The sequence below is a fragment of the Agromyces sp. CF514 genome (assembly GCF_900113185.1).
Taxonomy (GTDB): Bacteria; Actinomycetota; Actinomycetes; order Actinomycetales; family Microbacteriaceae; genus Agromyces.
In genome coordinates, this window is record NZ_FOZD01000001.1 from 2,817,123 (window position 1) to 2,843,074 (window position 25,952).

The 25,952-nt window shown below is 67.7% G+C and carries 32 protein-coding genes and 1 tRNA gene; 10 read left to right on the forward strand and 23 right to left on the reverse strand.

The window, feature by feature from the left end; all coding sequences use genetic code 11:
• Positions 1–75: 75 nt before the first annotated feature.
• Positions 76–2,586 carry a right-handed parallel beta-helix repeat-containing protein gene (locus tag BM342_RS19935; RefSeq protein ID WP_177232155.1) on the reverse strand — a complete coding sequence of 837 codons (2,511 nt, stop codon included), beginning with the start codon at positions 2,584–2,586 and terminating at the stop codon, positions 76–78.
• A gap of 844 nt (positions 2,587–3,430) precedes the next feature.
• On the opposite strand from BM342_RS19935, the gene BM342_RS12675 reads away from it, so the two are divergent.
• The 3 genes from BM342_RS12675 to BM342_RS12685 all read left to right on the forward strand — a co-directional run bounded on the left by BM342_RS12675 (position 3,431) and on the right by BM342_RS12685 (position 5,979).
• Positions 3,431–4,390, forward strand: coding sequence for a CPBP family intramembrane glutamic endopeptidase (locus tag BM342_RS12675; RefSeq protein WP_092966226.1), 960 nt, complete (start codon positions 3,431–3,433; stop codon positions 4,388–4,390).
• Positions 4,391–4,413: 23 nt separating this feature from the next.
• A complete protein-coding gene (locus BM342_RS12680; RefSeq protein ID WP_092966228.1) occupies positions 4,414–5,208 on the forward strand; it encodes a CPBP family intramembrane glutamic endopeptidase in 795 nt (264 codons plus the stop codon).
• A gap of 207 nt (positions 5,209–5,415) precedes the next feature.
• Positions 5,416–5,979, forward strand: coding sequence for a Dps family protein (locus BM342_RS12685; protein ID WP_092966230.1), 564 nt, complete (start codon positions 5,416–5,418; stop codon positions 5,977–5,979).
• 38 nt (positions 5,980–6,017) lie between these two features.
• Here the strand turns inward: BM342_RS12685 and BM342_RS12690 are convergent, their stop codons facing one another.
• From BM342_RS12690 to BM342_RS19940, 6 genes are all read right to left on the reverse strand, one after another.
• Positions 6,018–6,287 carry a hypothetical protein gene (locus BM342_RS12690; RefSeq protein ID WP_092966232.1) on the reverse strand — a complete coding sequence of 90 codons (270 nt, stop codon included), beginning with the start codon at positions 6,285–6,287 and terminating at the stop codon, positions 6,018–6,020.
• Positions 6,284–6,409, reverse strand: a complete 126-nt coding sequence (locus BM342_RS20195; RefSeq protein WP_255368730.1) for a hypothetical protein — start codon at positions 6,407–6,409, stop codon at positions 6,284–6,286. The genes BM342_RS12690 and BM342_RS20195 overlap by 4 nt, the downstream gene beginning before the upstream one ends.
• Positions 6,410–6,754: 345 nt before the next feature.
• On the reverse strand, positions 6,755–6,949 hold the full coding sequence (locus tag BM342_RS20295) for a hypothetical protein (protein WP_369823142.1): 195 nt from the start codon (positions 6,947–6,949) through the stop codon (positions 6,755–6,757).
• Positions 6,946–7,212, reverse strand: a complete 267-nt coding sequence (locus BM342_RS20300) for a flavodoxin family protein (protein ID WP_369823143.1) — start codon at positions 7,210–7,212, stop codon at positions 6,946–6,948. Before BM342_RS20300 ends, BM342_RS20295 begins: the two co-directional genes overlap by 4 nt.
• A complete protein-coding gene (locus BM342_RS12700) occupies positions 7,209–7,697 on the reverse strand; it encodes a pyridoxamine 5'-phosphate oxidase family protein (RefSeq protein ID WP_092966234.1) in 489 nt (162 codons plus the stop codon). Before BM342_RS12700 ends, BM342_RS20300 begins: the two co-directional genes overlap by 4 nt.
• 104 nt (positions 7,698–7,801) lie before the next feature.
• A complete protein-coding gene (locus BM342_RS19940; protein WP_177232156.1) occupies positions 7,802–7,939 on the reverse strand; it encodes a hypothetical protein in 138 nt (45 codons plus the stop codon).
• Positions 7,940–8,084: 145 nt separating this feature from the next.
• Between BM342_RS19940 and BM342_RS12705 the strand changes: the two genes are divergently transcribed.
• Positions 8,085–8,591 (forward strand): GyrI-like domain-containing protein, encoded by a 507-nt coding sequence (locus BM342_RS12705; protein ID WP_092966236.1) that lies wholly within the window; start codon positions 8,085–8,087, stop codon positions 8,589–8,591.
• Between the two features lie 107 nt (positions 8,592–8,698).
• Here the strand turns inward: BM342_RS12705 and BM342_RS12710 are convergent, their stop codons facing one another.
• Positions 8,699–9,388: a hypothetical protein gene (locus BM342_RS12710; RefSeq protein WP_092966237.1), complete on the reverse strand. Its 690-nt coding sequence runs from the start codon at positions 9,386–9,388 to the stop codon at positions 8,699–8,701.
• Between the two features lie 129 nt (positions 9,389–9,517).
• On the reverse strand, positions 9,518–10,138 hold the full coding sequence (locus BM342_RS12715; protein WP_092966239.1) for an HAD family hydrolase: 621 nt from the start codon (positions 10,136–10,138) through the stop codon (positions 9,518–9,520).
• 229 nt (positions 10,139–10,367) lie between these two features.
• Between BM342_RS12715 and BM342_RS12720 the strand changes: the two genes are divergently transcribed.
• Complete coding sequence (locus BM342_RS12720; RefSeq protein WP_092966241.1) at positions 10,368–10,961, forward strand: hypothetical protein; 594 nt, start codon at positions 10,368–10,370, stop codon at positions 10,959–10,961.
• Positions 10,962–11,012: 51 nt separating this feature from the next.
• On the opposite strand, the gene BM342_RS12725 is transcribed toward BM342_RS12720, so the two are convergent.
• On the reverse strand, positions 11,013–11,387 hold the full coding sequence (locus tag BM342_RS12725; protein ID WP_143109860.1) for an SdpI family protein: 375 nt from the start codon (positions 11,385–11,387) through the stop codon (positions 11,013–11,015).
• A gap of 272 nt (positions 11,388–11,659) precedes the next feature.
• Here BM342_RS12725 and BM342_RS12730 point away from each other — a divergent pair, with 272 nt between their 5' ends.
• Positions 11,660–11,953, forward strand: coding sequence for a hypothetical protein (locus BM342_RS12730; protein WP_143109861.1), 294 nt, complete (start codon positions 11,660–11,662; stop codon positions 11,951–11,953).
• Between the two features lie 395 nt (positions 11,954–12,348).
• Here the strand turns inward: BM342_RS12730 and BM342_RS19590 are convergent, their stop codons facing one another.
• Together BM342_RS19590 and BM342_RS19595 are read right to left on the reverse strand one after the other, a co-directional pair.
• Positions 12,349–12,831, reverse strand: coding sequence for a hypothetical protein (locus tag BM342_RS19590; protein WP_143109862.1), 483 nt, complete (start codon positions 12,829–12,831; stop codon positions 12,349–12,351).
• A gap of 100 nt (positions 12,832–12,931) precedes the next feature.
• Complete coding sequence (locus BM342_RS19595; RefSeq protein WP_143109863.1) at positions 12,932–13,453, reverse strand: hypothetical protein; 522 nt, start codon at positions 13,451–13,453, stop codon at positions 12,932–12,934.
• A 202-nt stretch (positions 13,454–13,655) separates the two neighbouring features.
• Between BM342_RS19595 and BM342_RS12740 the strand changes: the two genes are divergently transcribed.
• Together BM342_RS12740 and BM342_RS12745 are read left to right on the forward strand one after the other, a co-directional pair.
• Positions 13,656–14,114 carry a hypothetical protein gene (locus tag BM342_RS12740; protein WP_143109864.1) on the forward strand — a complete coding sequence of 153 codons (459 nt, stop codon included), beginning with the start codon at positions 13,656–13,658 and terminating at the stop codon, positions 14,112–14,114.
• 410 nt (positions 14,115–14,524) lie between these two features.
• The gene (locus BM342_RS12745) at positions 14,525–14,776 is read left to right on the forward strand and encodes a hypothetical protein (protein ID WP_092966250.1); all 252 of its coding nucleotides are present in this window, start codon (positions 14,525–14,527) and stop codon (positions 14,774–14,776) included.
• Positions 14,777–15,383: 607 nt separating this feature from the next.
• On the opposite strand, the gene BM342_RS12750 is transcribed toward BM342_RS12745, so the two are convergent.
• Positions 15,384–15,457: transfer RNA gene (locus tag BM342_RS12750), tRNA-Pro, on the reverse strand.
• A gap of 226 nt (positions 15,458–15,683) precedes the next feature.
• Here BM342_RS12750 and BM342_RS12755 point away from each other — a divergent pair.
• Positions 15,684–16,178, forward strand: coding sequence for a hypothetical protein (locus tag BM342_RS12755; protein WP_092966252.1), 495 nt, complete (start codon positions 15,684–15,686; stop codon positions 16,176–16,178).
• A gap of 24 nt (positions 16,179–16,202) precedes the next feature.
• Here the strand turns inward: BM342_RS12755 and BM342_RS12760 are convergent, their stop codons facing one another.
• Both BM342_RS12760 and BM342_RS12765 read right to left on the reverse strand, forming a co-directional pair.
• Positions 16,203–16,859, reverse strand: a complete 657-nt coding sequence (locus tag BM342_RS12760) for a hypothetical protein (protein ID WP_092966254.1) — start codon at positions 16,857–16,859, stop codon at positions 16,203–16,205.
• A complete protein-coding gene (locus tag BM342_RS12765; protein WP_255368731.1) occupies positions 16,856–17,341 on the reverse strand; it encodes a MarR family winged helix-turn-helix transcriptional regulator in 486 nt (161 codons plus the stop codon). The genes BM342_RS12760 and BM342_RS12765 overlap by 4 nt, the downstream gene beginning before the upstream one ends.
• Positions 17,342–17,424: 83 nt before the next feature.
• Between BM342_RS12765 and BM342_RS12770 the strand changes: the two genes are divergently transcribed.
• Complete coding sequence (locus BM342_RS12770; RefSeq protein ID WP_092966256.1) at positions 17,425–18,045, forward strand: GNAT family N-acetyltransferase; 621 nt, start codon at positions 17,425–17,427, stop codon at positions 18,043–18,045.
• Between the two features lie 163 nt (positions 18,046–18,208).
• Here the strand turns inward: BM342_RS12770 and der are convergent, their stop codons facing one another.
• From der to xerD, 8 genes are all read right to left on the reverse strand, one after another.
• Positions 18,209–19,726 carry a ribosome biogenesis GTPase Der gene (gene der, locus BM342_RS12775; protein WP_092966258.1) on the reverse strand — a complete coding sequence of 506 codons (1,518 nt, stop codon included), beginning with the start codon at positions 19,724–19,726 and terminating at the stop codon, positions 18,209–18,211.
• A 57-nt stretch (positions 19,727–19,783) separates the two neighbouring features.
• A complete protein-coding gene (gene cmk / locus BM342_RS12780) occupies positions 19,784–20,467 on the reverse strand; it encodes a (d)CMP kinase (protein WP_092966260.1) in 684 nt (227 codons plus the stop codon).
• 2 nt (positions 20,468–20,469) lie between these two features.
• Positions 20,470–21,567 carry a prephenate dehydrogenase gene (locus BM342_RS12785; protein ID WP_092966262.1) on the reverse strand — a complete coding sequence of 366 codons (1,098 nt, stop codon included), beginning with the start codon at positions 21,565–21,567 and terminating at the stop codon, positions 20,470–20,472.
• Entirely contained in the window at positions 21,564–22,463 is a 900-nt protein-coding gene (locus BM342_RS12790) for a pseudouridine synthase (protein WP_092966264.1), read from the reverse strand. The genes BM342_RS12785 and BM342_RS12790 overlap by 4 nt, the downstream gene beginning before the upstream one ends.
• Positions 22,456–23,160: an SMC-Scp complex subunit ScpB gene (locus tag BM342_RS12795; protein WP_092966266.1), complete on the reverse strand. Its 705-nt coding sequence runs from the start codon at positions 23,158–23,160 to the stop codon at positions 22,456–22,458. Before BM342_RS12795 ends, BM342_RS12790 begins: the two co-directional genes overlap by 8 nt.
• Positions 23,150–23,953 carry a segregation and condensation protein A gene (locus BM342_RS12800; protein ID WP_092966877.1) on the reverse strand — a complete coding sequence of 268 codons (804 nt, stop codon included), beginning with the start codon at positions 23,951–23,953 and terminating at the stop codon, positions 23,150–23,152. The genes BM342_RS12795 and BM342_RS12800 overlap by 11 nt, the downstream gene beginning before the upstream one ends.
• A gap of 142 nt (positions 23,954–24,095) precedes the next feature.
• Entirely contained in the window at positions 24,096–24,983 is an 888-nt protein-coding gene (locus tag BM342_RS12805; RefSeq protein WP_092966267.1) for a ParA family protein, read from the reverse strand.
• 56 nt (positions 24,984–25,039) lie between these two features.
• Positions 25,040–25,945: a site-specific tyrosine recombinase XerD gene (gene xerD, locus BM342_RS12810; protein WP_177231992.1), complete on the reverse strand. Its 906-nt coding sequence runs from the start codon at positions 25,943–25,945 to the stop codon at positions 25,040–25,042.
• Between the last annotated feature and the right edge of the window lie 7 nt (positions 25,946–25,952).

The window sequence follows — 25,952 nt, forward strand, 5'->3', positions numbered from 1 at the left end:
CGTGTCCCATCACTGGCACCGCCGAACATGGCTCCGGCCGTTCACCGCGTGCGGTGAACGGCCGGCGCCAGGACCTCAATCGACCGCGATGTCCGGGAAGGCCTTCAGCGCCCAATCCGGCCAGGCGACCTTCGCCTTGCCCGCGGCCGGCGGCGTGCCCGCCTCGGCGCCGGCGCTCTCCTGCCCGGTCGCAGCCCGGAACGCGCTGAGCGTGCCGTACAGGACCGTCCCGCGGCTCGTGGTATTGAACTTGAACGGCGAAGCCGGAGCCCCGTTCGTGCGCACGTACAGGTTGCCGTTCGCCACGTTGCCCTGATCCGCCCAGCTGCGCGCGCTCGTGTAGTCCTCGGACCAGATCAGCGGCGTCGCGTTCGCGCCGACGATCGTGTTGCCGATGACCTGGATCTCGGTGTTCAACCACGGCATGGTGGGGTCGGGCGCACTGAACCGGCTGTCGACGCCGTAGTGCCCGGGCACGGGAACGCGGTTGTCCTGGAGCATCACCACGTTGCCGTTGCCGTTGCCGGACACCGCGTTGCGGGTGATGATCGACTTGGTCCCGTCATTGATGCGGATGCCGTTCCCGGCGTTGCCCTCGATCAGGTTGCCCGCGAACACGCCGCGCGACGAGATCTCGAAGTAGACGCCGTGGTTGCCGTTGTCGCTCACGCGGGTGCCGCTCACGGCGACCTGGAAGCACGACACGTCGAACCAGATGCCCGTTCCGCCGTTGCCGGTGACGTCGGACCCTTCGATCGTGACGCCGCGAGCCCGGTTCAGCTTGATGCCGCCCGCACTCGGAGCCATGTTGAAGTGCTCGGTGTTGTTGCCGTCGACCTTCACCCCGTCCATGAGCAGGTCATCGGACTTGTTCGAGTTCACGCCGAGCATGCCGGCGTCCTCGACGGTGACGTTCCTGATCGTGGCACCCGAGTTGCCGACGAACAGTCCGGTCGTGGCGGAATCGGAGATGATCACGTTCTCGAGCGTCGCGTTCGTCGACTCGAGCGTGACGGAGCCCATGTCGGGGTTCGGGGTCGAGTAGCGGCGGATGCCGATGCCGCGGACGGTCACGTCGTCGGCGCGGACGGAGATCGCGCGGGTCGTGTCACCCGATCGCACGGACTTGCCGCTCGGGTCGGTCCCGACGACGAGCGCGTCGTTCGCGTCGTCGACCCAGAACGTGCCCGCGACCACCTGGGCGCGGTTCTGCACCTCTTGGAGTTCCACGCCGTTCACGTAGGTCTGGTCGGGGTGGGCAGCCATCGGGTACGACGGGTTGACGAAGCCCCAGTTGCCCTCGGTGTTGTCCGCTGCCCCGCGCGTGAAGGTGGGGCTGGAATCCAGCGACACGGTCCAGCCGGTATGGCGCCAGGCCGAGCCGTCACGCACCCAGCCGTCGACGGGAACGGTGCCGTCCATCCAGACGGTCTCGCTCGGATACGCCTGGATCGTGATGCCCGCCTTGTAGACGGCGACCGACTCGTGGTACTCGCCGCCGCGGAGCACGATCGTGCCGCCGGCCGCGGTGCCGCTCAGCGCCGCGTTGAGCGTCTGATAGGGCTTGCCGATGCTGCCGTCGCCTCCAGCCGACGCCTTCGGGTCGACGAACTTCGCACCCGCGGGAATCGCGTAGTCGGTGCTCCCGAGCGGCGCCGCGCCGGCATCGGGTTCGAGGCTCGACACGGACGCCGGCGCACCGGCCGTGCCACCAGGGGTCGGGGTGGGCGTGGGCGTAGGCGTCGGCGTCGGGGTCGGGGTGGGGGTCGGCGTCGGGGTCGGCGTCGGCGTCGGCGTCGGGGTCGGCGTCGGCGTCGGCGCGACAGGAGTGGTCGCCGCGGCGACCTTCACCGGGGCACCGCCCGACCACACCCGGTTCGCGTACCCTGCCTTGGCGTAGACGACGCCGACGTGGAGGTACTTGCCGGCATCCGCTGCCGTCGGGGTGTACGACTTCGACGAGGCACCCTCGTCGACCATCACCCAGTTCCCGCCGGGCTTGGCGGAGTCCGACCGGTACCACTGGTACCAGGCGACATCCGGAGACGGCGCCCAATCCGAACCGTCGACGATCGTCAGCGGCGCACCGACCGACGGCGTCCCCGAGATGCTCGGCGACGCCGAACCCGAGAACGACGTCCCGGCCGCAGGGGTCGGAGTGGTCACCGCGGCGACCTTCACCGGGGCACCGCCCGACCACACCCGGTTCGCGTACCCTGCCTTGGCGTAGACGACGCCGACGTGGAGGTACTTGCCGGCATCCGCTGCCGTCGGGGTGTACGACTTCGACGAGGCACCCTCGTCGACCATCACCCAGTTCCCGCCGGGCTTGGCGGAGCCCGACCGGTACCACTGGTACCAGGCGACATCCGGAGACGGCGCCCAATCCGAACCGTCGACGATCGTCAGCGGCGCACCGACCGACGGCGTGCCTGAAATCGTGGGCGATGCCGACCCGGAGAACGCGGTCGCGGCCGCCCGGACCGAGCCTGCCGGAGCCGCCGTCTGGGACGAGGCTGCGAGCGCGGACTGAGCGGCACCATCGGCCCCGATCATCGCCGCAGCGGCGACGACGGCACTGAGCACGAGTCCGATCCGCACGTTCGTGCGTCGGGATCGATCGATGGGGATGGTTTCTGTATTGGTTCGGTGTGCGTGTCGGTTGGGGTTTGGGGTCTGCATAGGCTCTCTGGCGCCGACGCACGCTGCTGGTCGTGCGGGGCGCGATCTCGATTCACTCGAAGTACAGGGGGAACCGCCGAAGCGTAGAGGGCAGTTTGCAGGGGCTTTCTGGACGAATCCTCACCTTTTTCCACCAAAGTGCCCGGGGACACTGCGGTCGTAGAGAGAACCTGATAAAAGACCCCCCATTCGGGGGCGGAGAGCAAGCGAGCGATCCAATAGCCTGAGCCGGCCGCCTCGAGGCCGATCTCGCCGTCGCGAGCATCGAGCGGGCCCAGGCGACCGAGGTGAACCGCTTCTGCCGATCAGCCCCCGTCCGGGGGCGCGTGAAACCGAGCACGAAACGCCCGCCGAATCGGGTCGATTCGGCGGCTCATGGAGCGGCCTCTCCCCCGGAATCCGGCGTGACCTGTTCAGGGTGAAGACATCGAGGCACCATGAGCCGCACTGGACCCCTCACACTGCCACGTCCCGTTCTCGATGCGCATAGCATGCGCGCCGGTGAGTGCGACGGATTCGGTCGAATAGGAATGGGGAGCCGCCTCTTACGCCGTGGCCAACCTTTCGCGTGGAGCGTCCCATGCGCCTCATCGCTGTACCAATCCCGGCCTCGAGTCAGGACGGGTGCCCACGTGAGAGCGACCAGCCCGGTCGGACGCGCCGGGATTCGCCGCTCCAACTCTCAGGTCAGTGATCCCGCTAGCGTGGATGCGACGCTTTCCCGCCCTTCCCTTCAGAGGAGTGCCCGATGTCGGTTCGCAGTACGCAGTTCGTCCAGGATGCCGCGACCGGCAAGCGCGTGACGCCCTGGTGGCTGGCGTACATCCTCGTGTTCCTCGGCGGGATCTTCATCGTGCAGTCCGCGGTGCTCGGCGTGCTCATCAGCGTCTGGAAGGTGCCGACGGGTTCGCCAGAGGCGCAGCTGCAGCAGTCGATCTCGTTCGCCGCAGCCGGGCTGTTCATCATCCTGTGGGTCATGCTGTTCGAACGGCGTGCGATCCGCACGCTGGGGTTCAGTCGGCCGGGCCGCGGGGTGGTCACGATGCTGCTGGGCTTCGTCGGCGGCATCGTGCTGCTCTCGATCCCGGCCCTGTTCCTCTGGGCGATCGGCGCCTACGAGCAGGTCGAAGCCCCCGCCGAGTCGACGTCGGGCGCGGCCGCGACGGGCCTGCTCGTGCTGCTGGCGCTGACCTTCTTCGTGCAGGGCGGCTCCGAGGAGCTGCTCGTGCGCGGGTTCCTGCTGCAGAACGGTGCGCTGAAACTGCCGGGCTGGCTCGCGGTGCTGCTGCCGGCCGTGATCTTCACGCTCATCCACGGCGTGCTGCTGCATCCACTGCCGTTCTCGATGATCCTTCTCTACGCGCTGTTCGCGACGTTCATCGTGCTGCGCCAGGGCGCCCTGTGGATCGTGATCGGGTTCCACGCGGGCTGGAACTTCGCGATGGGCAACCTCTACGGCATCCCCGTGAGCGGCCTCCCGCCGCTCACGACATCGGCGATCTACCTGCAGCCGACCGAGGGCTCACCCGACTGGCTGACCGGCGGCGACTTCGGCACCGAGGCGAGCGTCCCGGCGGTCATCGTGCTGCTCATCGCGACCGCGGTCGCATTCGTCGTCTTCCGGCGATGGGATGCCGCGCGCAGCCCGGAATCCACGGCGCCCGCGGTGCCGGCATCGGCGTCCGACTCCGCGTCCGCCGAGAACTGATCTGAGCCGGTCGGCGTCTGCCCATGATCAGCCTGATCCTCAACGTCGTCGGACTCCTGTCCGGCATCTTCGTCATCGTCTGGTACCGACGCCACCACCGACCCGTGTGGCGCAGCCTCGGCCTGACCGCGAACCGGTGGACCCTGCCCGACATCGCGGTGGGCCTCGTGGTTCCGTTCGTCGCGATCACCCTGGTCTTCCTCGTCGAGCAGGCGCTGGGCGCGATCGAGGTCACCGGCGGCGCAGACGACTGGTCGGGCATCGCGGGCGTGATCGGCCAGGTGCTCGGGTTCGCCCTGATCGAGGAGATCGTCTTCCGCGTCTTCATGCTCGGCGCCCTGGTGATCCTGCTCCGCCGCATCCCCGCAGGCCGCTGGATCGCGGTCGGTTCCGCCGCCCTCGTGTTCGGCTCAGCCCACCTCGCGAACGACGGCGCAACCCTGATCGGCGCGTTCGGCACTGCGCTCGGCGGCGTGATCTACGGCATCGCCTACCTTGCGACCCGCACGATCTGGCTGCCCCTGTTCCTGCACGTGTCGTGGAACCTGAGCCAAGCGCTCTGGGGGTTCCCGGTCAGCGGACTCACCGAATGGCCCGGATGGGTCACCTCGACGTCGATCGGCGACGAACTCCTGAACGGCGGCGCGTACGGCCCAGAGGGCGGGATCCCGGGCATGCTCGCCCGCGTGCTCATCGTGGCACTCGTCTTCGTCTACCTGAAGCTCCTCTGGCCCGATGGCAGCATCCGTCGCCTCGAATTCGCACCCGACCCGGTCAGACGGGCACGCTCCGAAGGCCGGGCTGTCACGGCGAGCTGAGACGACCAACTCCGCATCGATCGCAAGGCCGGTCGGTTCTCGATTCCCTAGCGCAACCCCGGATGGTCCGGGCCCCTGTCAGTCCGCGCGGTTGCGGCTGTTGGCGTTCGCAGTGCCGTATGGGCGCGCGGTCGAATCGCGGTTAGCACACGGCCGAGCCCCGGGCAATCCGGTGACCGCCGTCCTCCCGCTGCGTAGCCTCGGGACATGCCAGCGAAGCAGAGCAGTTCGAACAGTTCGTCCGCCACCCGGAACAAGCGCCGTCCCGCTCGCGGCGCGAGCCTGACCGACGAGCAGAACGCCGAGAGCGGATTCACGGCGTCCAAGGCGCTCAGCGAGAACCTGCAGAAGGTGCTCGTCGACCTCATCGAGCTCGCCTCGCAGGGCAAGCAGGCGCACTGGAACGTCGTCGGGTCCAACTTCCGCGACACGCACCGGCAGCTCGACGAGATCATCGATTCCGCGCGAGAGTTCAGCGACACCGTCGCCGAGCGGATGCGCGCCCTCCACGCCTTGCCCGACGGACGCAGCGACACCATCGCGGAGACCACCACGCTTCCCGAGTTCCCGCCGGGCGAACTCGACACCGCTGCGGTCATCGACCTGGTCACCGAACGCCTCGAGGCGACGGTCTCGACGTGTCGCGAGGTGCACGATGCGGTCGACGAGGAAGACCCCGCCAGCGCCGACATCCTGCACGCGATCCTCCAGAAGCTCGAGCAGTACGCGTGGATGGTCAGCGCCGAGAACCGTGTCGCGCGAGGCGCATGAGCATGCCCCCGAGCGGGGCGGCCTGCACGACCGAATCGTCAGCGCCAGTCGATCGAGTGCGACCAGCCTGCGATGTACGCCCGTTCGTTCTCGGTGAGGTGAACGCCGGACCGCGGGGGGACGATCGGATCGAGTTCGCAGAGATCGAAGATGCGGCGTACGACGACCGGGCGCAATCTGGCCCGCGGATTCTCGAGGATCTCGCTTCGAAGGACGGGTTCCAGCATGGGCCACCACAGGCCGATCGGCGGCAACCTGGTGAGCTGGGATGTCCGCTGGTGGTGCGGGTCCTCGATGAGTGAACTCATTGGGCGGGTCGTTCGTCGGTGCCGCCGCGATGGGAGTCGCGGAGCACGACCTGTTCATGCTCGTCGGCGTCTTCTTCTGCCTGCTGATGCTGTTCGGCAGCGGCGAGCGCCTCGTCGGCCATGTCTTGCTCGTCCCGTTGCGTAGGGTCAGGGCCGTTGTTCATGTCACTGCCTCGATTCAGTTATGGGTGGCAGTCTCAAGCTACGGTCGAACGCGCGTTCGTGGCAGGGCTTGACTTCGCTGCATCGACGATCACGTCACGTCAGCACGGGTTCCGTCGAACGATCCGGTGCCGAGGGTCGAAGACATGCTCGACGCTACCTTCAAGCACCCCCATTCGGGGGATGTGCGGGTCGATCGGGCACCGAATGGATGTGCCTCACGGAGGCCTGCCGCCGTCGACGTGGAGCGTGGATCCGACGACGTCGCCGGACAGTGCCGACGCGCCGAAGTCGTGGGCGCTGGGTCACTGCTCAGGCGCAGGGTACGGCGTGTCGGCGAGTAGGCGCGCGAGGTGCACGGCGTTCGCGGCGGCGGTCGCGGTTGCCGATGCGGTCGACGCGGGAGTCTCCGGCAGGTCGAGGTAGTCGGTGGAACCCATCGCCTCGCCGTTCCAGTAGGTGCAGCCTTGCGCGGGCAGGGTGAAGCCGATGTCGTTCAACGCCTGTTGCACGTCGTCGCGAGGATCACGATGTCGGAGTCGACGATGTGGCGGCGAAGGATGGGCCACTCGTCGCCGTGGCCCTCATCGACGGCCACTCCCGGTCGCACGTCGTAGTCCGCGACGCGGAAGGCCTGTCCGACGACTTCATGGCGGGCGAGTTCGAGCAGCACCTCGCCGGCGAGCTTCTCACTGCTGGACTCGGTGCCGGAGGTCTTCAGCGTGCAGACCAACGCCACGGCTCGGAGCGGTCGCGGAGTCACAGGTCGACCGTCTCGTTCTCGCCACCGTCGTAGCGCTCGCCCGTCACCTTCGCCTTCACGAAGCTGATCAGCGTCGCGATGCGGCCGCCCGGGGTGTCCCAGTACTCACCCGAGTCTGCGGTGACCTTGATGAGCACGGCCTTCGGACTCTGCGGGCTGTCGGGCAACCACGCCTCGACTGCGGCATCCCAGAGGTCGTCCTTCTTCGCCGGGTCGTCGACGAGTTCGGCGGTGCCGGCGAAGGACACGAACGTCGAACCGGAGTTGAGCGTCACGCCGACATTCGGGTTCGCCGTGATCTCGCTCGCATCACGGGAGTCGCGTTCGGCGAAGTACCAGAGCTCGCCGGCATCCGTGACCTCACGCGGTGCCATCGGGCGGGCGACCAGGTGCCCCCCGCTGTTCACCGTCGTCAGCCACCCGTACGGGATGCCGCGGGCGAGTTCGATGATGCGATCCTGCTCGGTCTTCTGGGTGTCGGGCATCAGCCCCTCCTTCGATCGATGTTGCCGTTCGGCGATCTGTGCGATCAGTGGCGGCCGCCCCGCGACGCCGTGCGAAGCAGAGCGGACGGCCTCGGTTCCCGACGCTACTGATCCCCCTCACCGTCTGGATCGTCCTCGTGCTCGCTGGAGTCGGGCTTCTCGGGTGCGCCGCCGGATGCCGTGTCGGCTTCCTCGTTCTCGCCCGGAGTGCCATGCGTGTTCTGCTTGCCTGCGTCGCTCATCCTGCAAGCCCACCTCGACTCGTCCGTGTCATCAACGGCTTGACACCCGGACCGACCCGTGCGGATGCTTCGACCCGAAGTCGCCCGCTGCTCAACCATTTGGAAGACATACCCTCGCCGATCGCCTGCCTGTCAGAATGCTGTCGTGATCGCAGACGAGCTCGACATCGTGAGCGGACCGCGGCTGGAGAGCCGCCCGGAAGTCGCGACGCTCGGGATACGGGAGTCTGTCCCGTTTCGCACGATGCTCTCGAACCGGGACCGACTGCTGGCCGAACTGATCGACTGGCTATCGGTGCACGGAGTGCAACCGCCGGGGCCGTTCTTCCTGCGACTGCACGTCGTCGACATGCAGGGACTCATGGAGATCGAGGTCGGGGTTGTCGCTTCGAACGACGCCGCGGATAGACGGGTGAAATCGGGGGTGCTTCCGTCCGGCGAGTATGCCGTGCTGGCCTATCGGGCGAAGTCGATGGCGGCAAACCGACGTCTGCATGCCTGGGTGATCGAGCAAGGGATCACGCTCGACTCCCGCCCGGATCCGGGTGGCGAGTTCTTCGCCGCCCGCTGCGAGATCTACGTCACCGATCCCCGAACGGAGAAGCGGAAGAATCACTGGATCGTCGAGCTCGCCTTCTTGACCCGCAAGTAGCTGAGCCATGGTGTCCAGGAAGCGTTCTCGATGTGTTTTCGATTTCCATCGACGAACGACGGCTTCAATGCCCCGCTCGATGCGCTCGCGGGCCGGACGGGTCTGCCCTATCCGATGAGGCTGACGGCGCGTGCGATGACGAGGGCGAGCAGGACGAATCCGCCGAACGACTCGAGTGACATGAGCAGCTTCGAGCGGGTGGTGAGGGGCATGGTGTCGGTTGGGCTGAACGCCATCGAGTTGGACAGCGAGAAGTAGAAGTAGTCGACGAATCCGGCTGTCCAGTCCGACTTGAGCGATGAGCCTGCCGCGACTTCGACGATGGTGTCGTCATCTTCGTCCTGCGGGAAGCGAAAGTCGGCGGTCGGCAGGTCCGACCGCTTGGCCATCGTCCGCATGACTGGTCCACCTCGATCGATCTCCCAGAACAGCAGGGCGAAGCCGATCACATTCACCACCCAGACCTGCAGGGCGGACTGCAGCAATGACGGGCCGTCGCCGCTCCCGCGGACGAGGACCAGGACCAGTGAGACCAGCGTGATCTGGTTCGAGAGCACCACGATGATCGCGAGGGTGAGCGAGGCGATGCGCGACCACTTCGTCTGCTTGTTGAAGCGGTGCGGGTTGAGGATGATCAGCGGGATCAGCAGCAGGATGCCGATCGCGACCGTCACGTACCGCTGGACCGTGATGAGATCGTTCGGCAGCGCGCCGTACATGGCGAGCGCGACGACGAGCGCAAGGACCGCTGGCCACCGGTGCTCGATTCGGGCGCTCCGGGTCTCGTGTTGTTCCACGCCCGAAGTCTAGGTTGACGACGCCCACACCCTCGCCGCGGCGCAACCGGGAAAGGCGTGCGACTCGCACGCTGAAGGATCGTTCTGAGCGATAGCCTTCCGCCTCGGCGCGGTGCGTTTCGCGTTTCGTTACCCCGCGGCAAACCTAAGGATGTCGGATGCCGCATCGCGCAGCGTCGGGTACCACCGTTCGGCACCGGGCACCGGGTCGGCCCGATTCACGCACCACACGGTCATGCCCGCAGCCACGCCAGCAGTGACGCCTGACGGCGAGTCCTCGATCACGAGGCAGTCGCCGGGGTCCGCGCCGAGCAGCTCGGCGCCCCTGAGGTACGGATCGGGCGCGGGCTTGCCACGCGAGGTGGCTGCGTTGTCGACGATGACGTCGGGCAGTGCGAGGCCGAGCCGCTCGAACCGCTGCACGACGCGACGCTCTGCATTTGAGGTCACGAGCGCCCACTGACGCCCTCGTAATGCGGCGAGTAGCGACGTGGCACCGTCCATCGCGCTGACCTTGCCGTGCGCCGCATCGATGTCTTCGAGCTCGTCGAAGCGAGCAGCCGCAGCCCGCGGATCATGGTGAGGCAAGACCGCTGCCGCAGTATCGATAGGCCTGGTGCGCAGCGCGATCTCGTAGACCACGGCCGGGTCGAGGCCGAACTCGCGCGCCCACTGCCCCCAGATCCGGCGCTGGCCCTCGATCGCGTCGATGAGCGTGCCGTCGACATCGAAGAGCACCGCGTTGGTCATACCTCAAGCCTGACACGGGCAGCGCACCGAACACTGATCGACTGGAGGCTTCTTCGCGTCACCTGGTGAGCGCCCGCAGGCGGATCCTGACATGTTGGACGCGCGGAGCATTCCAGCTGTGGCGTGCTCGGGTCATGTTGTGAGACGGTCTGACAGACGTGGGTTACAAGCTGTGGAGGTGTCTGTGCGCTCATCCGTGCCGATTCCCGGGGATCCGTGGCCGCACGACATGCTGATCACCGTCGATGACGATCCCGTTGCGCTGGTCGAGCTGCTGTGGATCCGCGACGCTTGGGGCCTGCATCCTGACCATGACGATGCTCCGCCACAGCTTGTCGACTCACCCGGCCGGCCGAGAGACAGAGCGGTCGAGATCGATCTCGAAGCCTGGCGAGGGACTTGGCCAGCGCTCTGGGATGCCACACTGCGGCACGCTGGCATGATCCAGGACCCCGCGCTCTTCGACGCGCTCCGCGACACAGCTGGCTACTCGCCGGAACGCATGACGTTGCTTGCCCAGCTCACCGGACCCTCCTGGGAGGATCGGTTCGGCAACGCCGGCCTCGAGTCTTTTCAGCATTGGCAGGCGCTGCAATTCGAGCGGCGGGCGGCCACACGCTCGACCTCGGCCGAGAAGCAACCCGAGCGGCAGTCCCTTGACGCACTCGTAAATGCGTGGCGGCACGGACTAACGAAGATCGTGACGATCCCGTGTCACGGTTCATTCACCAGAGTGATCGGCCCGCATGCCCTGCTCGTGACTGACGAGACCCGAGCCGACCCCGACACCTTCAGTGCGGCGCTTTGGTCGTTCGGTTCCTGAGCCTGCAAGCCGGTCCGCTTGCGGTCCTCCAAAGCAGGCGCGGATTGCTCCCTAGTCGCGACCGCGGCCGGCCGCATCGAGGGCCGAACTCTCTGCGCCGAACTTAAAGATCAGCACAGCCACGGACCCGATCCCGGCGCCCGCGATCGTGAACCACCAACCGAGCCCGCCTTCAGTTCCTGCAATCAGACCAGCCCCTGAAAGCACGGACGCCAGCAGGGCCACCACGCCGGCGCGGCGAATCCAAGGTGCGGCAGCCTTGTGCGCACGTTCCCAGACGTTTCCGTTGCGCCGGGTCACGCTCGTCGCGACACCGAGCCACGGATTCGGGTGAAACCGACCTGCCCGAATGCGCACATACATGAAGAAGGAGACGGCGGCACCTAAGCCGAACCCCGCGCAATTCACGAACGCAAATCGGTCCACCAGGCGATACTAAATGCCAGCGTAGGCCGTCATAGTACGGCTGCCGCAGCGCAGAGCCCGACGCCCGATTTGAGAGTCCGCGCGCGGGCGCTCGTAAAACGGTCCCCCACCGATGCTGCGATCGAGTCAGAGTCTCCGACGACAGTCAACTGGCCTCGATTCCCGTATGGCCCGCCCGAGATTCTGCCCGATGACGGTGCCCTTTTCGCGCCCATTCGGGGACCGGCTTGCGGTCAGCCGTAATGGAGTCGCGGGCCCACTAGCGTCGGTGTATGGAACCGTGGAACGGATTGATAATCGACACCGGCCAACTCCGCGAGGTGTTCGAGCGGTTGGTCACTCACCTGGAGCAGACGAAAGGTACCTCCGTCACACTGCACGAGGACTACTTCTACTCGATGCCGTATCCGGAAATCTACGACATTCTGAACGGCCCGCCGTCCCCGACAATCGGTCAACTCACCGAATCATGGGCCAACCTCCACGGCAAAGACCTCGACTCCACCATCACGTTCGAACTGGTGTGGCTGGGCGACCTTCTCAAGGCTCTCGGGCACCTGGCGTAGAGGGCCCTGAAGCCGCCCAGATCCGACCGATTGGATGCCCGTGACCCTTCGAGGTTCATACCCCGAGATCTCAGCTGAGACGAAGTCATACGTGTGCACCCACGTTTTTGACCGGAGCCGCCCGGTTCTTTACGTGACCCGCCCAGATCGGGACTGGTGCGCACTCTGTGGCGACGGTCATCCAGACAAGGCGAACTCGTACCGAGTCGTCGGTATCGGCCACGTGATCAGCCACGACCCTACGGTTGCGCAGGTCCTAGATCTTGAACCAAACCAGGAAGCGGAACGCTCGGCGGTTGGGGAACCTAGGACTCGGTCAGAGTTCTGATGCCCCCCTGACTGCCGAGCCGCAGAACGTTTGGGTTGGATCCTTCGCTGATCAATAACCGACCGGCCTAAGGGCGGCTGTCATGGTGCGATTGACGGCTCTTCTCGACCTCTGCGCGAGCAACTGATACTGCATCTCGCTCGTGAGGCTCAAGATCGCTCCTGCCGTCGGCGGCATCGAGAAACGCCTCCCACGCTTCAAGCTTTCGCTCAATCAGTGCCTCGAAATGGGCAGGATCCATCACGAGATCCCGGTACCCCCAAATCGCAGCCACTGCGGGTGCGTTCAAGACTTCCGTCACGGCGAAGAGCCAGGAATCGGGGAGGCTGTGCCCATTGACAGCGAACAAGGGAAGTGGGAGCCAATTGGGCCGGCCAGATTCGTCCAGAATGAGGACTTTGAGGCCCATCTGCCGGATCAGCGCCATCGCAAATGGGCTGTACGTGCGGCCGACTACAAGTCGATATCTCGTCATTTCGTGCGAGTGGTAGGCGGAGCGGGCGCCGTCTGGAAGGTCTGCTCCGCTGTCGCCAATCGCAGTTAGCTTCATCCGGCAACAACCTAGTCCCTGAACTCGGCCGGGGGGAACGTAGTCGCGCAGGCCTGGATGCCCGCAGGTGGATCGTCCACCGTGCAAGTATGTTGCGCTGCTACAAGTACGGACCCCAGCTGTCGAGTGTGGACTCGAAGCCGACGTACAACATGTTCAACTGCCCCAAGGCAGCGTTGCACGCGTCACTCTCGACCGGACCCTCGGGTGCGTCACCACACACCGATGTCACATCTACTGCAACGATCCCCTTCAAGTCCGTCTTGGTATCGGTGACCAGGTCGACCATCGACGGAGGAACTTCGAGCGCATCCAGATCCCGCAACGCGGTCTCCGTAGTGATCGACATCGTCTGCTCAGTGATCCAACATGTCATGCCCGTGATGCTCCCGGGACTGAACACCCAATCAGAACGGCAAGAGGTTGCAGCATCCATCACCGCACGCCAGTCCGCCTCGTATCCAGCAATCACCGACGCAACCTGATTCTCAGTCGCGAACTCAGGCGTCGGAGTAGGAGTCTGTGATGGAGACTCTGCGGCATCGCCTGGCCCACTCGAGGCGCAACCTGTGAACAGCAGCATCACACCAACGATCAACCCGGCCCTCGTCAGCCTGTTCATGCTGCTGACCTTGGACCTCACTCAATGCTGACACATCAGTGCCGACACTGAGAGCGAAGCCGACCCAAACCGTCCGACACTCCTCCTGCGGCCCCTTCGATAGTGCCCCCGGACTCCGAACCTCACGTCCAGCGGGATTCACCACGGGCTACCGGCGGCAAACCCGGCCGCTTACACTGAGCTTCGCGCTACGCTCACCCGCATGGGGGAACACAAGATCATTGCGGCTGTGCTGCTCGTGCTAGCAGCGATCGGCCTCGCCGGATGCTCGAACTCAAGTGCAGGTTCTGAGTCGAGCTCGAAGACTGAATGCTATGGCGTCGACGATGAGCTCATGGCCACGCTGGCCGAGGGCGCAAACATGACGCCCATCGAACCAGTCGCGGCCGCTGCAGTCGAGGTCGACGACTTCACCGACGTTCATCCGGACGGCAGCTACGTGGTTGCGATGGAGTTCAGTTCGGTGGACATCGCCGATGGCGGGACGAAGGTTGGCGTCTGGGCGGTCGATTCGCTCGACAGCTCTGAGGCGCCGCCCATTCTCGCGGTGGATCCGCTCGCGGACCTCTTTACCGATTGGCCCAACGAGATCAACGGCATAAAACTCACCGAAAACGAACCCGGCGTCGACGCAGCCAAGGCATGTCTCGACGCCGGATGAGCCGAGACCGATCCCAAATCCGCAAGAGGATCGGCCATCGCGAACATCGCGGACGAGTGAGCGTGATGGGACGTTGTGTCGGTGCGATCTCGGTTCGAGCTCGTTTGGAAACCAATTCGGCAACAGAATGCGTGCACTTCACACGTCCGCCGGTTGGTGCGATGAGATCAGGTATGGCCGATCTCCGTGTTGAACATGTTCGAGTGCGCAGCGAGCCCTCACGACACTTTCAGATGGCGGGCGTCGTTGTCTTGGCGAGCGTGACGATCCTGACGGGCTGCGCTCCGGCTGAGCAAGAGAGACGTCCATCAGACGTTGACTCAGAAGCCCCCAGGGCGGTGCGCGGGCTTCCTGACGATTGGGACGGACCGAACCCAGACCTACGCACCGGCGACCCGATCGTTGGTTGGGTGGGCGAGACCGAGCTCGGACTGGTCACGTTCGGTAGCAGCAGCTGCCCAGTAGTTGCCGACGAACTGAAGGTGATCGACTCCGATGACGTGAGCATCGTGCTCAGACCTTCGCCGCATGACCCGTGCACTGCAGACATCGCGGCGACCACGCACGTGTTCGATCTCCCACCCGAGGTGACCGGGAGACCCGTGACCGTCAGAGTCACGTATGAGGAAGACAGCACCGAGCGCGAGCTCACGCTCCGATAGCGCAGCCGCCCGCAAGCCGGTCCCCCACCGATGCTGCGATCTAGTCAGAGCCTCCGACGACAGTCAGCCGGCATCGATTCCCGCATGGCCCGCCCGCGTTACTGCCCGGTGACGGTGCCCTTTCCGCGACAAGAATTGAACCTCGATCATTTAGCAGTGTCTTCTGCTGGCAGGGTGCAAGAGAGGAGTCTGCGGCCCGGAATTCCGATCGTCCGTGGGAACGAGCCCACGACTCTCTCCCCTCGCATCGAATGTCGAGGCGCGAATGGCGATCTCAACCGGACGCGCGAGCAGTGGTCAGTCGCACACCGCTTTCGCGCCGCCCCACCCGAGAAAAAGCCCGGTCAGCGCCATTTACTTCAGATTTGAACCTGCGACCCGCCGACTTACGAATCTAATGCCACCCGATCAAGGCGCCCTGACGCCTCGGCCGACGAGCTGGTAGGCGCCAACTCCCCCGGAATCACGCGGATCCGCGGCGCCTATCAGCCCCGTGTCCGACCATTTCACTCTGTCGCCGGCTGTTCGTCGAGCGCTCTCGACCATGCTGCCGGAAACAGAAAAGTCCCGGCGAGAAATAGCTTCTCACCGGGACTTTTTCACTCGGTCGGGCTGACAGGATTTGAACCTGCGACCCCTTGACCCCCAGTCAAGTGCGCTACCAAGCTGCGCCACAGCCCGATGCTCCGGCGAACCCGCCGAGGCAACTTGTCAATCATAGCGCCATCCGAAGAGCTGTTTTGACCATCAGGGCCGTCGTCGTCCGACGGCGATCCACGATCGACCGTCCGACCAGCACATAACCGATTCATAGCAGATTCCCCTAGGCTCGACGAGTCGCGGTCTTCGACGGCGACCCGCCCCGCATCGCGGGATCCATCCCAGCCCAACCCTCCGAAGGAATCTCGTGTCGAACACCGCCACTGCCGCGAAGCAGTCCACGCTGAACCTCCCCCTCATCCTGCTCTGGGCCGTCGCGGTCATCGTGACCGGTATCGGCGCGTACCTCCTCCTCGCCGGCAACGCCGCCCAGGTCGCGTTCTACACCGCGCAGGGCTCCGAGTACGCCCTGTACCTCGCGAACATCTCGCAGTCGACCATCGGCGGCCTGCTGCTCGCGGCCGGTGTCGTCGGCATCCTCCTCGCGCTCGCGACGCAGGCCCGCAACCGCGCCGCCGCGATCCAGGCACAGGCTGCGGCCGCCGAGTTCGACGCCGTGTTCGGCGACATCGATGACGAGGAGTTCGAGGAGCTCGACCTCGTGGTCGACGAGGCCGACGTCGAGGTGCCGGTCGACGCCCCCGCTCCCGCCGCCGCGGCTCCCGCTGCCGAAGCCCCTGCTGCGCCCGCCGCTCCCGAGGCCCCCGAGGCGCCGGCCGCGCCCGAGGCTCCCAAGGCCTGACGCACGAGGACGCCCGCATGGGCGTCAGAGGTGCCGACGCACCTCGTCGAGGAACCCCGCGGGGTCGTCGACCCACAGCCGAAGGGCGGTGATCTCCTGATCGCCGCCCTTCGGCGGTTCTCCGGGTAGGCGCACGACGGTGGGTCGTTCGAGTTCGATCGTGATGCTGGTCTCGTCGTGCATCCGCAGCGCGAGGGTGCGCGCGACATCCGTCTCGACGATGCGGAGCGACTTGGGCTCGTCGACCACCTTGCGGCGCGCGACCGACGCGATGTCGTCCCACGTCAGGTGCACGTCGAGCTCCAGCCCCTGCTGCACGCGGATGCCGTCGGGACCGACCGTGACCGGCCTCATCAGGTGGGCGCAGAGCAACCCGAACATCCAGGTCACGCCCCAGATGCCGAGCACGAGGAACGCGATGCGCACGGCGGGCCAGCGATGCACGACGAGGTCGACGATCGGGATCTCGACGGCCGACAGCACGATGAAGATCATGAGCACGGTGAAGACGGGCTTGTGCGTGCTGAACCCGACGGCGCCCGGGGCGATCGCCGGGCGCCGCGCGATGAACCTGCCGATGTTCGCGTAGATGCGAAGTTCGACGACGAGCGCGCGCCGGAGCATGCGACCGAAACGAGGCAGGGCGGATGCCGCGGCGCGCCGTTCGCTCGTCACGCTCACGCGCTGCGCTCCTCCGCGCGCGCGGCCCGTTGTGCTGCGTCCGCCGCGATGAGCGCGCGAAGGCGCTCGGCGATGGCGTCGACGCCGCGCTCGAGGGCCGCACGATCGGCGGGATCGACGGCGCCGAGCAGATCGGCCGTGAGTTCGGCGTGGTCGCGCTGCATCTGCGCCATGCGCCGCGCCCCGGCCGGGGTGAGCGACACGAGGGTCGCTCGTCGGTCGGTGGGGTGAGCGGATCGAGCGACGTGCCCGCCCTGCTCGAGGGCGTCGACGAGCCCGGTGATGTTGCGTGCGCTGACCTCGAGCGCCGAAGCGAGCGCCTGCTGGGTCATGGGGCCGCTGTGTTGCACGACCCACAGCACGCGCACGCGTGCGGGGGTGAGGCCGGTGCCGTCGAATGCCGTCGCCATGTCGTGCTGGAACAGCTCGCCGATCTCGAGCAGGCGATCGAGCACGGTGGGCGACGGCATCTTCGAGGGCATATCGTGATCGTACTTCATCATTACCTCTCTTCACGATATTCGGGGACGGATGGATGTCGCACCGGCCCGCTATCGTGGCCCGCATGCAGTCCCAGGTCGGCGCCGACGCCCATCCGTCCGAACTCCGCATCGTCCCTGCGCAGCAGGCGCCGTTCGCCGACATCGAGGCGGTGTTCGGCACGAGAGGCGATCCGTCCACCTGCTGGTGCCAGTGGTACAAGATCCCGGGCAGCGACTGGCGCGACGAACCCGCCGAACTCGCGGCCAAGCTCGAGCGGCAGATCGAGACGGCCGAGCACGGGGGCCCCGGTCTCGTGGCCTACGACGGCGAGACACCGGTCGGCTGGTGCGCCGTCGAACCGCGACCCGCGCTCCCCCGCCTGCAGCGCAAGCGCATCGTCACCACGGGCAGTCTCGAGCACGAGTTCGACGACGAGTCCGTCTGGGCGGTCACATGCTTCGTCGTGCCCCGCGCCCACCGCAAGCAGGGTGTGGGCGGGGCGCTGGCCGAGGCCGCGGTCGCCTACGCGCGCGAGCAGGGCGCCCGAGTGCTCGAGGCGTACGGCGTCGATCCGACCGCCCGGGCCAAGGTGCCCGCGGCCGACCTCTTCCCGGGCACCGTCTCGATGTTCGAGCGCGCCGGGTTCATCGAGGTGGCGCGCCCGACGCCGAGCCGCGCGGTGATGCAGGTGCGCTTCGACTGACCTGGCGGCACGCGCCGTCCACCCGTCGCGGAGGGGGCGCAGACCGGCCGCGCCACGGCACTGGACGGCACCAGCACCGGGCACCGCCCCGGCCCCAGACGACGACGGCCGCGCACCGGCATCCGAAGATCCCGATGCGCGGCCGAGGCGACGCAACGACGAACTAGCGCTGGCGCTTCTCGCGCACACGCATGTTGATGACGATCGGCGAGCCCTCGAAGCCGTAGATCTCGCGCAGGCGCCGCTGGATGAACCGGCGGTAGCCGGGGTCGAGGAACCCGGTCGTGAAGAGCACGAATGTCGGCGGGCGGCTCGCGGCCTGCGTGCCGAAGAGGATGCGGGGCTGCTTGCCGCCGCGCACCGGGTGGGGGTGCTCCTGCGTGAGCTCGGTGAGGAACGCGTTGAACTTGCCCGTCGCGATGCGGGTGTCCCACGACTCGAGTGCGGTCTCGAGGGCGGGCACGAGCTTCTCGAGGTGACGCCCCGTCTTGGCCGAGATGTTCACGCGCGGCGCCCAGGCGACGTGGTGGAGGTCCTTCTCGATCTCGCGCTCGAGGTAGCGACGACGGTCGTCGTCGAGCAGGTCCCACTTGTTGTACGCGAGCACGAGCGCGCGGCCCGACTCGAGCACGAGGTCGATGATGCGAACGTCCTGCTCGGAGATCGGCTGCGAGACGTCGAGGAGCACCACGGCGACCTCGGCCTTCTCGAGGGCGGCCTGGGTGCGCAGCGACGCGTAGAAGTCGGCGCCCTGCTGCAGGTGCACGCGGCGGCGGATGCCGGCGGTGTCGACGAAGCGCCAGATCTTGCCGCCGAGCTCGATCTGCTCGTCGACCGGGTCGCGCGTGGTGCCCGCGAGCTCGTTCACGACGACGCGCTCTTCACCGGCGGTCTTGTTCAGCAGGCTCGACTTGCCGACGTTCGGGCGGCCGAGGATCGCGACACGGCGCGGTCCGCCGAATTCGTCCTTCGCGACGGCCGAGACCTGCGGCAGCACCTTGAAGACGGCTTCGAGCATGTCGGCCACGCCGCGGCCGTGCAGGGCCGAGACCGGATGCGGCTCGCCGAGGCCCAGGTTCCAGAGCGCGGCGGCCTCGGACTCCTGACGGGCATCGTCGACCTTGTTGGCCACGAGGAACACGGGCCGGTTGGTCTTGCGCAGCAGGCGAACGACGTGCTCGTCGGTCGAGGTCGCCCCGACCGTCGCGTCGACGACGAACAGCACGACGTCGCAGAGTTCGATCGCGACCTCGGCCTGTGCGGCGACGGAGGCGTCGATGCCCTTCGCATCGGGCTCCCATCCGCCGGTGTCGACGAGCGTGAAGCGGCGGTCGAGCCATTCGCCCTTGTACGAGACGCGGTCGCGCGTGACGCCCGGGGTGTCTTCGACGACGGCCTCGCGGCGGCCGAGGATGCGGTTCACGAGCGCCGACTTGCCCACGTTGGGTCGGCCGACGATCGCGATCACCGGCAGGGCCGGCAGGTAGCGGATGGCGTCTTCGCCGTCTTCGGAGTGCTCGAGCACGTCGAGGTCGTCGTCGTCGAGGTCGTAGTCGGAGAGCCCCGAACGCAGCGCCGCGGCGCGCTGATCTGCCAGCTCGTCGTCGACGTCTGAAAGGCGTTCGGCGAGGCGGTCGTCGACGACGGACTCGTCGTCGTACTCGTCGCGCTGGTCGGTCATGGGTGTCTCCTCAAGTCTTCGGGCGCGTCTGATCGACACGTGCCCCGCTCTATTCAATCAGTCACGGGCTGTGTGAACCGTGATGACCTCGATCACGGCGTCGACCGTCTGCTCGAAATCGAGCTCGGTCGAGTCGACCGTGGTGACGCCCACGGCGGCCGTCATGAAGTCGACGACCTTCGAATCGGCCTCGTCGCGCTTTCGCAGTGCGTCGCCGACGGCCGCGGTCGCCGACCCGACGAGCTCCGCCGATCGGCGCGAGGCCCGCACCTCGGGCGAGGCCGTGAGCAGGATCCGCACGGGCGCATCGGGGGCGACGACCGTGGTGATGTCACGTCCCTCGACGACCACGCCGGGTCGGGGCTCGGCGGCCATGATGCCGCGGAACAACTCGATGAGGTGCGTGCGCACCTCGGGAACTCTGGCCACGCGGCTCACGACGGCCGAGATCGCAGGGTCGCGGATCGCCGCGGTCACGTCGACGTCGCCGACGTGCACGGCGTATCCGGCGGGGTCGGTGCCGATGCGGTAGTCGAAGGTCGCGAGCGACGAGATGACGGATGCCGCGTCATCCGTATCGATGCCCGATGCCTGCACGTGCCAGGCGAGCGCCCGATACGCGGCACCGGTGTCGAGGAAGCCGAACCCGAGGCGCTTGGCGACCTCTTTCGACACGCTCGACTTGCCGCTGCCGGCCGGGCCGTCGATCGCGACGACGACGGGATGTACGGGGGTCGACACGTTCAGCCTGCAATCCGCCAGCCGCGCGCGGCCAGCTCGTCGGTGAGGCGCTCGAGCACCTCGGGGAGCACGGAGATCTCGGCGAGGCCCACCTGGGCGCCCGGCGAGTGCTCGAGGCGGAGGTCCTCGAGGTTGACGCCGGCGTCGCCGACGTCGTTGAAGAGCTTGGCGAGCTGCCCCGGCCGGTCGTCGACCATCACGATGAGGCTCGCGTAGCGGCGATCGACGCCGTGCTTGCCCGGCAGGCGTTCGACGCCGGTGTTGCCGCCGAACAGCTCCTCGGCGATGCGACGACGCGCGCCCGGCGCGTCGAGGTCGTCGAGCGCGGAGATGAACCGGTCGAGGTCCTCGCGGTAGCCGCGGAGGATCTCGATGACGGGCGACGCGTTCTGTCCGAGGATCTGCACCCACAGCTCGGGGTCGCTCGCGGCGACGCGCGTGACGTCGCGGATGCCCTGACCGGCGAGGTTCACCGACGCGTGCGGGGCATCGATGAGGCGTCGCGCCATGAGCGTCGAGACGACCTGCGGCACGTGCGACACGAGCGCGACCGCGCGGTCGTGCTGCTCGGGAGTGAGCTCGATGAGCGTGGCCCCGAGGTCGAGGATGAGGTCGTCGATGACCGACGCGTCACGGTACGAGATGCCCTCGTGCGCGGCGACGACCCAGGGGCGCCCGACGAAGAGGTCGGCGCGACCCGACATCGGTCCGCCGACCTCGCGGCCGGCCATGGGGTGCGTGCCGAGGTAGCGCGACAGGTCGGCGCCGCGCGCCGCGAGGTCGTCGTAGATCGCGAGCTTCACGCTCGCGACATCGGTCACGATCGCCGTCGGATTCGCCGCGAGCTCGGCCGCGACCACATCGGCCGTGACGTCGGGCGGTACGCACACCACCACCAACTGCGGGACGTCGTCGGGGGTCGCCGGGCGCCCGGCACCGTAGTCGGCCGCGATCGCGAGGTGCGTCGGCGAGGCATCGGCGAGCACGACCTCGACGCCCTTGGCGCGCAGGCCCAGTCCGATGCTGGCCCCCAGCAGCCCGACGCCGACGATGCGCACGGGCCCGGCGACGCGGGCCTCGGTCGCACGCGAATCGGTCACGATTCCCCCTCGGCAGCGCCGTCGGTTTCTTCGCCGTCGGCTTCGGCGGCGCTGTCGGCTTCGGCCGCGGACGAACCGGATGCCGCATCGCTGCGCCCGCGCGCGGCATCCGCCTCACGCGAGATGGTCAGGAGCAGGCCTCGCTCGCTGTCGGTGAGCTCGCGCATGACGCCGACGCGGAGCGTGCCGAGGTGCAGCGGCCCGAAGCTGCGACGCACGAGCTCGACGACCGGATGCCCGACCTCGGCCATCATGCGGCGCACGATGCGGTTGCGGCCCGAGTGCAGGGTGAGCTCGACGATCGAGTGCCGGTCGTCGCCCTGGTGCTGGCGGATCTTCGCACGGTCGACCTTGATCGGGCCGTCCTCGAGCTCGATGCCCTGCTTCAGCTTCTGCAGCGTCTGCGGCGACACGCGGCCCTGCACCTTCGCGATGTACGTCTTCTCGACGCCGAACGAGGGGTGTGCGAGCACGTGCGCGAGGTCGCCGTCGTTCGTGAGCAGCAGGAGGCCGCTCGTGTCGCCGTCGAGGCGGCCCACGTTGTAGACGCGCTCCTCGAGGTCGTCGGTGAACTGCCGGAGGTCGGGGCGGCCCTTCTCGTCACGCATCGACGAGACCACGCCGCGCGGCTTGTTGAGCATGTAGTAGCGCTTGCCGGGGTCGAGCTGCACCGCGACGCCGTCGACCGCGACGAGGTCGTGCTCGGGGTCGACGCGGCGGCCGAGCTCGGTCACGACGACGCCGTTGACCTCGATGCGCCCCTCGACGATGTACTGCTCGACCACGCGGCGGCTCGCGACACCTGCGGCGGCGAGCACCTTCTGCAGGCGCACGCCCTCGGGCTCGGTGAACCAGGCGGCGGGCTCCTGGCCGCCGCCGCGATGCTTGTCAGTCACGATCGAATCCTTCCTGGCCGTCGTCGAGCAACGGGGAGATGTGGGGCAGCTCGTCGAGGGAGTTGATGCCGAGGTTGGTGAGCAGCAGCTCGGTCGTGCCGTAGAGCAGCGCGCCCGTCTCGGCGTCGGTGTCGACCTCGGTGATGAGCCCGCGGCCGAGCAGCGTGCGCACGACCGAGTCGACGTTCACGGCACGGATCGACGCGATCTGGGAACGCGAGATCGGCTGCTTGTACGCGATCACCGAGAGCGTCTCCAACGCCGCCTGCGAAAGTCTCGTCGACGTCTGCGCGATCACGAAATCCGAGACGAGCGCGTCGTACTCGCCGCGCACGTAGAACCGCCATCCGCCGCCCACCTCGCGCAGTTCGAAGGCACGACGGATGCCGCTCGCCTCGGTGTCCGCCTCGGCCGCGTCGGTGCGCGGCTCCCCCGAGACGCCCGTGCCGTCGTAGTCGGCACGCAGGCGTGCGATCGCCGCACGCACCTCCGCCACCGGACGCGCGACGGCGGCCGCGAGGTGCACGACGCTCTGCGGCTCGTCGGCGATGAACAGGATCGCCTCGAGCGCCCGATCGAGGTCGAGGTGCGGCTGCCCGGGCACGTCGAGCGGCGTCACGACCGAGAGCTCTGGGCCCTCGGTCTCGTCGTCGAGCGCGTTCGCCGCGACATCCGTCTCGTCGATCTCATTCGTCATAGTCGGCCCCCAGGGCTTCGAGGTTGGCGTCGGACCACGTCGCCGCGGCCCAGTGCAAGGTCAGTTCGCCGAGCGGCTCGACCTGGTCGAAGCCGATCGCCGCGTGCCGGTACAGCTCGAGCACCGCGAGGAACCGCGCCACGACGACGCCCGGCCTGGTGACGCCCGCGATGAGCTGGCGGAAGCTCACGGGCTCGCCGCGCCGCAGCACCGCCACGACGTGCGCCGCCTGCTCGCGGATCGACACGAGCGGGGCGTGCAGGTGCGTGAGGCCCACGGTCGGGATCTCGCGGGGCGCGAGGGCGAGTGCCGCGAGTGCCGCGAAGTCGTCGGCGCTGAGCGTCCAGCGCAACTCTGGCGCCCGCTGGCGGAACTTGTCCTCGAGGCGAACCGTGCGCGAGTGCCGCCGCGCCTCGGCGTCGAGGTTGGACGCGAACCAGCGCGCGGCCTCCTTGAAGGCCCGGTACTGCAGCAGCCGTGCGAAGAGCAGGTCGCGCGCCTCGAGCAATGCGACGTCTTCGGCGTCGACGAGTTCGCCCTGCGGAAGCAGGCCGACGACCTTGAGGTCGAGCAGCGTCGCCGCGACCACGAGGAACTCCGACGCGCGGTCGAGTTCTTCGGCAGAGTCGAGACCGCGCAGGTACGAGATGAACTCGTCGGTCACCGCCGAGAGCGAGACCTCGGTGATGTCCATCTCGTGCTTCGCGATGAGCGAGAGCAGCAGGTCGAACGGGCCCTCGAAGTTGGTCAGCGCGACGCGGAACCCGGCCTCGGCGGGCGCGTCATCCGGCACTCCGCCGGGCGCGCCAGCACGACCGTCGGTCGGTGCATCGGTCGGTGCATCGGTCGTGGCGTCGCCGACGTCCGACGCGCCGGCCTCGCTCGACGGCTCGGTGCCGCCCGCCGGCGTCTGCTCCCCCGAGACCGGAACGGCCTCAGGCGACCGCGCCACGGAAGACCAGCTCCCTCGCGAGCTGCCGGTACGACTTCGACGCCTGGTGCTCGGGCGCGAACTGCGTGATCGGCGTCGCCGCGACCGTCGCGTCAGGGAACTTCACCGTGCGCGTGATCACGGTCTCGAGCACGTCGTCGCCGAACGCGTCGACGACGCGCTCGAGCACCTCGCGCGAGTGCAGCGTGCGCGAGTCGTACATGGTCGCGAGGATGCCGTCGAGCGTGATCGCCGGGTTCAGGCGGTCGCGCACCTTGTCGATGGTCTCGATGAGCAGGGCGACGCCGCGCAGCGCGAAGAACTCGCACTCGAGCGGGATCACGACGCCGTGCGCGGCCGTCAGCGCGTTGACGGTGAGCAACCCGAGCGAGGGCTGGCAGTCGATGAGGATCACGTCGTAGTCGGCCGACACCCTGCGAAGCACGCCCGCGAGGATCTGCTCGCGCGCGACCTCGTTGACGAGGTTGATCTCAGCGGCCGACAGGTCGATGTTGCCGGGGATCACGTCGAGGCCGTCGACGCTGGTGTTCTGGATCGCGTCGTTCGGGTCGATCGCCCGCGAGAGCAGCAGGTCGTAGATCGTCGGCACCTCATGCGTCTGCACGCCGAGACCGGCCGAGAGCGCGCCCTGCGGGTCGAAGTCGATCGCGAGCACGCGGCGGCCGTACTCGGCGAGCGTCGCGCCGAGGTTGATCGTGGTCGTGGTCTTGCCGACCCCGCCCTTCTGGTTGCAGAGCGCGATGATGCGGGCGGGCCCGTGCGATCGCAGGGGCTTCGGCTCGGGGAACTCGCGATGGGGGCGCCCCGTGGGACCGAGTTCCGTTTCCAGCGAACCGATGGCGTTCGCCGCCTCGTGCGTCTGCTGGGTCACGTGTGGTCTCTCCTCCGGCCTGCCGGCCCCTCGTCGTGCGAGTTGCTTGGTCGATTCTAGCGAGCACGCGGGTGGGCCGACGTGTACATCTCCCGGAGTGTGTCGGCTGTGACGAGCGTGTAGATCTGCGTGGTCGCGACCGACGAGTGTCCGAGCAACTCCTGCACGACGCGGACATCGGCGCCCCCCTCGAGCAGGTGCGTCGCGAACGAGTGACGCAGCGTATGCGGTGAGACGGATGCCGCGAGCCCCGCCCGTTCGGCCGCACCGTGGATCGCCTCCCACGCGGCCTGTCGCGACATCCGCCGCCCTCGCATGCCGAGGAACAGCGCCGGGGTCGCCGTGCCCCGCACCGACAGCAGCGGCCGCGCGCGCACGAGGTACGCGTCGACCGCGCGTCGCGCATACGAGCCGAGCGGCACGATTCGCTGCTTGCCGCCCTTGCCGAACAGGCGGATCACCTCGTCGTCGACGAGGTCGTCGACGTTCAGGCCGATCGCCTCCGACACGCGCGCGCCCGTGCCGTAGAGCACCTCGAGCAGCGCGGCATCGCGCAACCGGTCGGCCTCCTCGCCCGCGGCCGCCGCGATGAGGGCCTCGACATCGGCGACCGAGATCGCCTTGGGCAGGCGCATGGGCAGCTTCGGCGGACGCAGCTCGCGCGAGACGTCGGCCGGCAGCGTGCCCTCGTCTGCCAGGAAGCGGTGCAGGCCACGGACCGCGGACAGCACGCGCGCGATGGACGACGGGGCGAGCGTCGGCGTGCGCTCGGCGCCGAGATGGCGGATGAAGTCCGACAGGTCCTGCTCCGCGACCGCGCCCGGACCGTCGAATCCGCGCTCGCCGAGCCACCCCGTGTAGATCGCGAGGTCGCGACGGTACGAGCTGATCGTGTTGCGGGCGAGGCCACGCTCGACCGTGAGGTGCCTGAGGTAGGCGTCGACCTCCGTCTTTGCGGTCACCGCTCTG

Bases quoted from the DNA above. Each gene is read 5' to 3' on its own strand.
- BM342_RS12675 (WP_092966226.1), top strand. From the start codon at position 3,431: ATGTCGGTTCGCAGTACGCAGTTCGTCCAGGATGCCGCGACCGGCAAG.
- BM342_RS12680 (WP_092966228.1), top strand. From the start codon at position 4,414: ATGATCAGCCTGATCCTCAACGTCGTCGGACTCCTGTCCGGCATCTTC.
- BM342_RS12685 (WP_092966230.1), top strand. From the start codon at position 5,416: ATGCCAGCGAAGCAGAGCAGTTCGAACAGTTCGTCCGCCACCCGGAAC.
- BM342_RS12690 (WP_092966232.1), bottom strand. From the start codon at position 6,287: ATGAGTTCACTCATCGAGGACCCGCACCACCAGCGGACATCCCAGCTC.
- BM342_RS20195 (WP_255368730.1), bottom strand. From the start codon at position 6,409: ATGGCCGACGAGGCGCTCGCCGCTGCCGAACAGCATCAGCAGGCAGAA.
- BM342_RS12700 (WP_092966234.1), bottom strand. From the start codon at position 7,697: ATGCCCGACACCCAGAAGACCGAGCAGGATCGCATCATCGAACTCGCC.
- BM342_RS19940 (WP_177232156.1), bottom strand. From the start codon at position 7,939: ATGAGCGACGCAGGCAAGCAGAACACGCATGGCACTCCGGGCGAGAAC.
- BM342_RS12715 (WP_092966239.1), bottom strand. From the start codon at position 10,138: ATGACCAACGCGGTGCTCTTCGATGTCGACGGCACGCTCATCGACGCG.
- BM342_RS12720 (WP_092966241.1), top strand. From the start codon at position 10,368: ATGCTGATCACCGTCGATGACGATCCCGTTGCGCTGGTCGAGCTGCTG.
- BM342_RS12730 (WP_143109861.1), top strand. From the start codon at position 11,660: ATGGAACCGTGGAACGGATTGATAATCGACACCGGCCAACTCCGCGAG.
- BM342_RS19590 (WP_143109862.1), bottom strand. From the start codon at position 12,831: ATGAAGCTAACTGCGATTGGCGACAGCGGAGCAGACCTTCCAGACGGC.
- BM342_RS19595 (WP_143109863.1), bottom strand. From the start codon at position 13,453: ATGAACAGGCTGACGAGGGCCGGGTTGATCGTTGGTGTGATGCTGCTG.
- BM342_RS12740 (WP_143109864.1), top strand. From the start codon at position 13,656: ATGGGGGAACACAAGATCATTGCGGCTGTGCTGCTCGTGCTAGCAGCG.
- BM342_RS12765 (WP_255368731.1), bottom strand. From the start codon at position 17,341: ATGCCCTCGAAGATGCCGTCGCCCACCGTGCTCGATCGCCTGCTCGAG.
- BM342_RS12770 (WP_092966256.1), top strand. From the start codon at position 17,425: ATGCAGTCCCAGGTCGGCGCCGACGCCCATCCGTCCGAACTCCGCATC.
- der (WP_092966258.1), bottom strand. From the start codon at position 19,726: ATGACCGACCAGCGCGACGAGTACGACGACGAGTCCGTCGTCGACGAC.
- BM342_RS12795 (WP_092966266.1), bottom strand. From the start codon at position 23,160: ATGACGAATGAGATCGACGAGACGGATGTCGCGGCGAACGCGCTCGAC.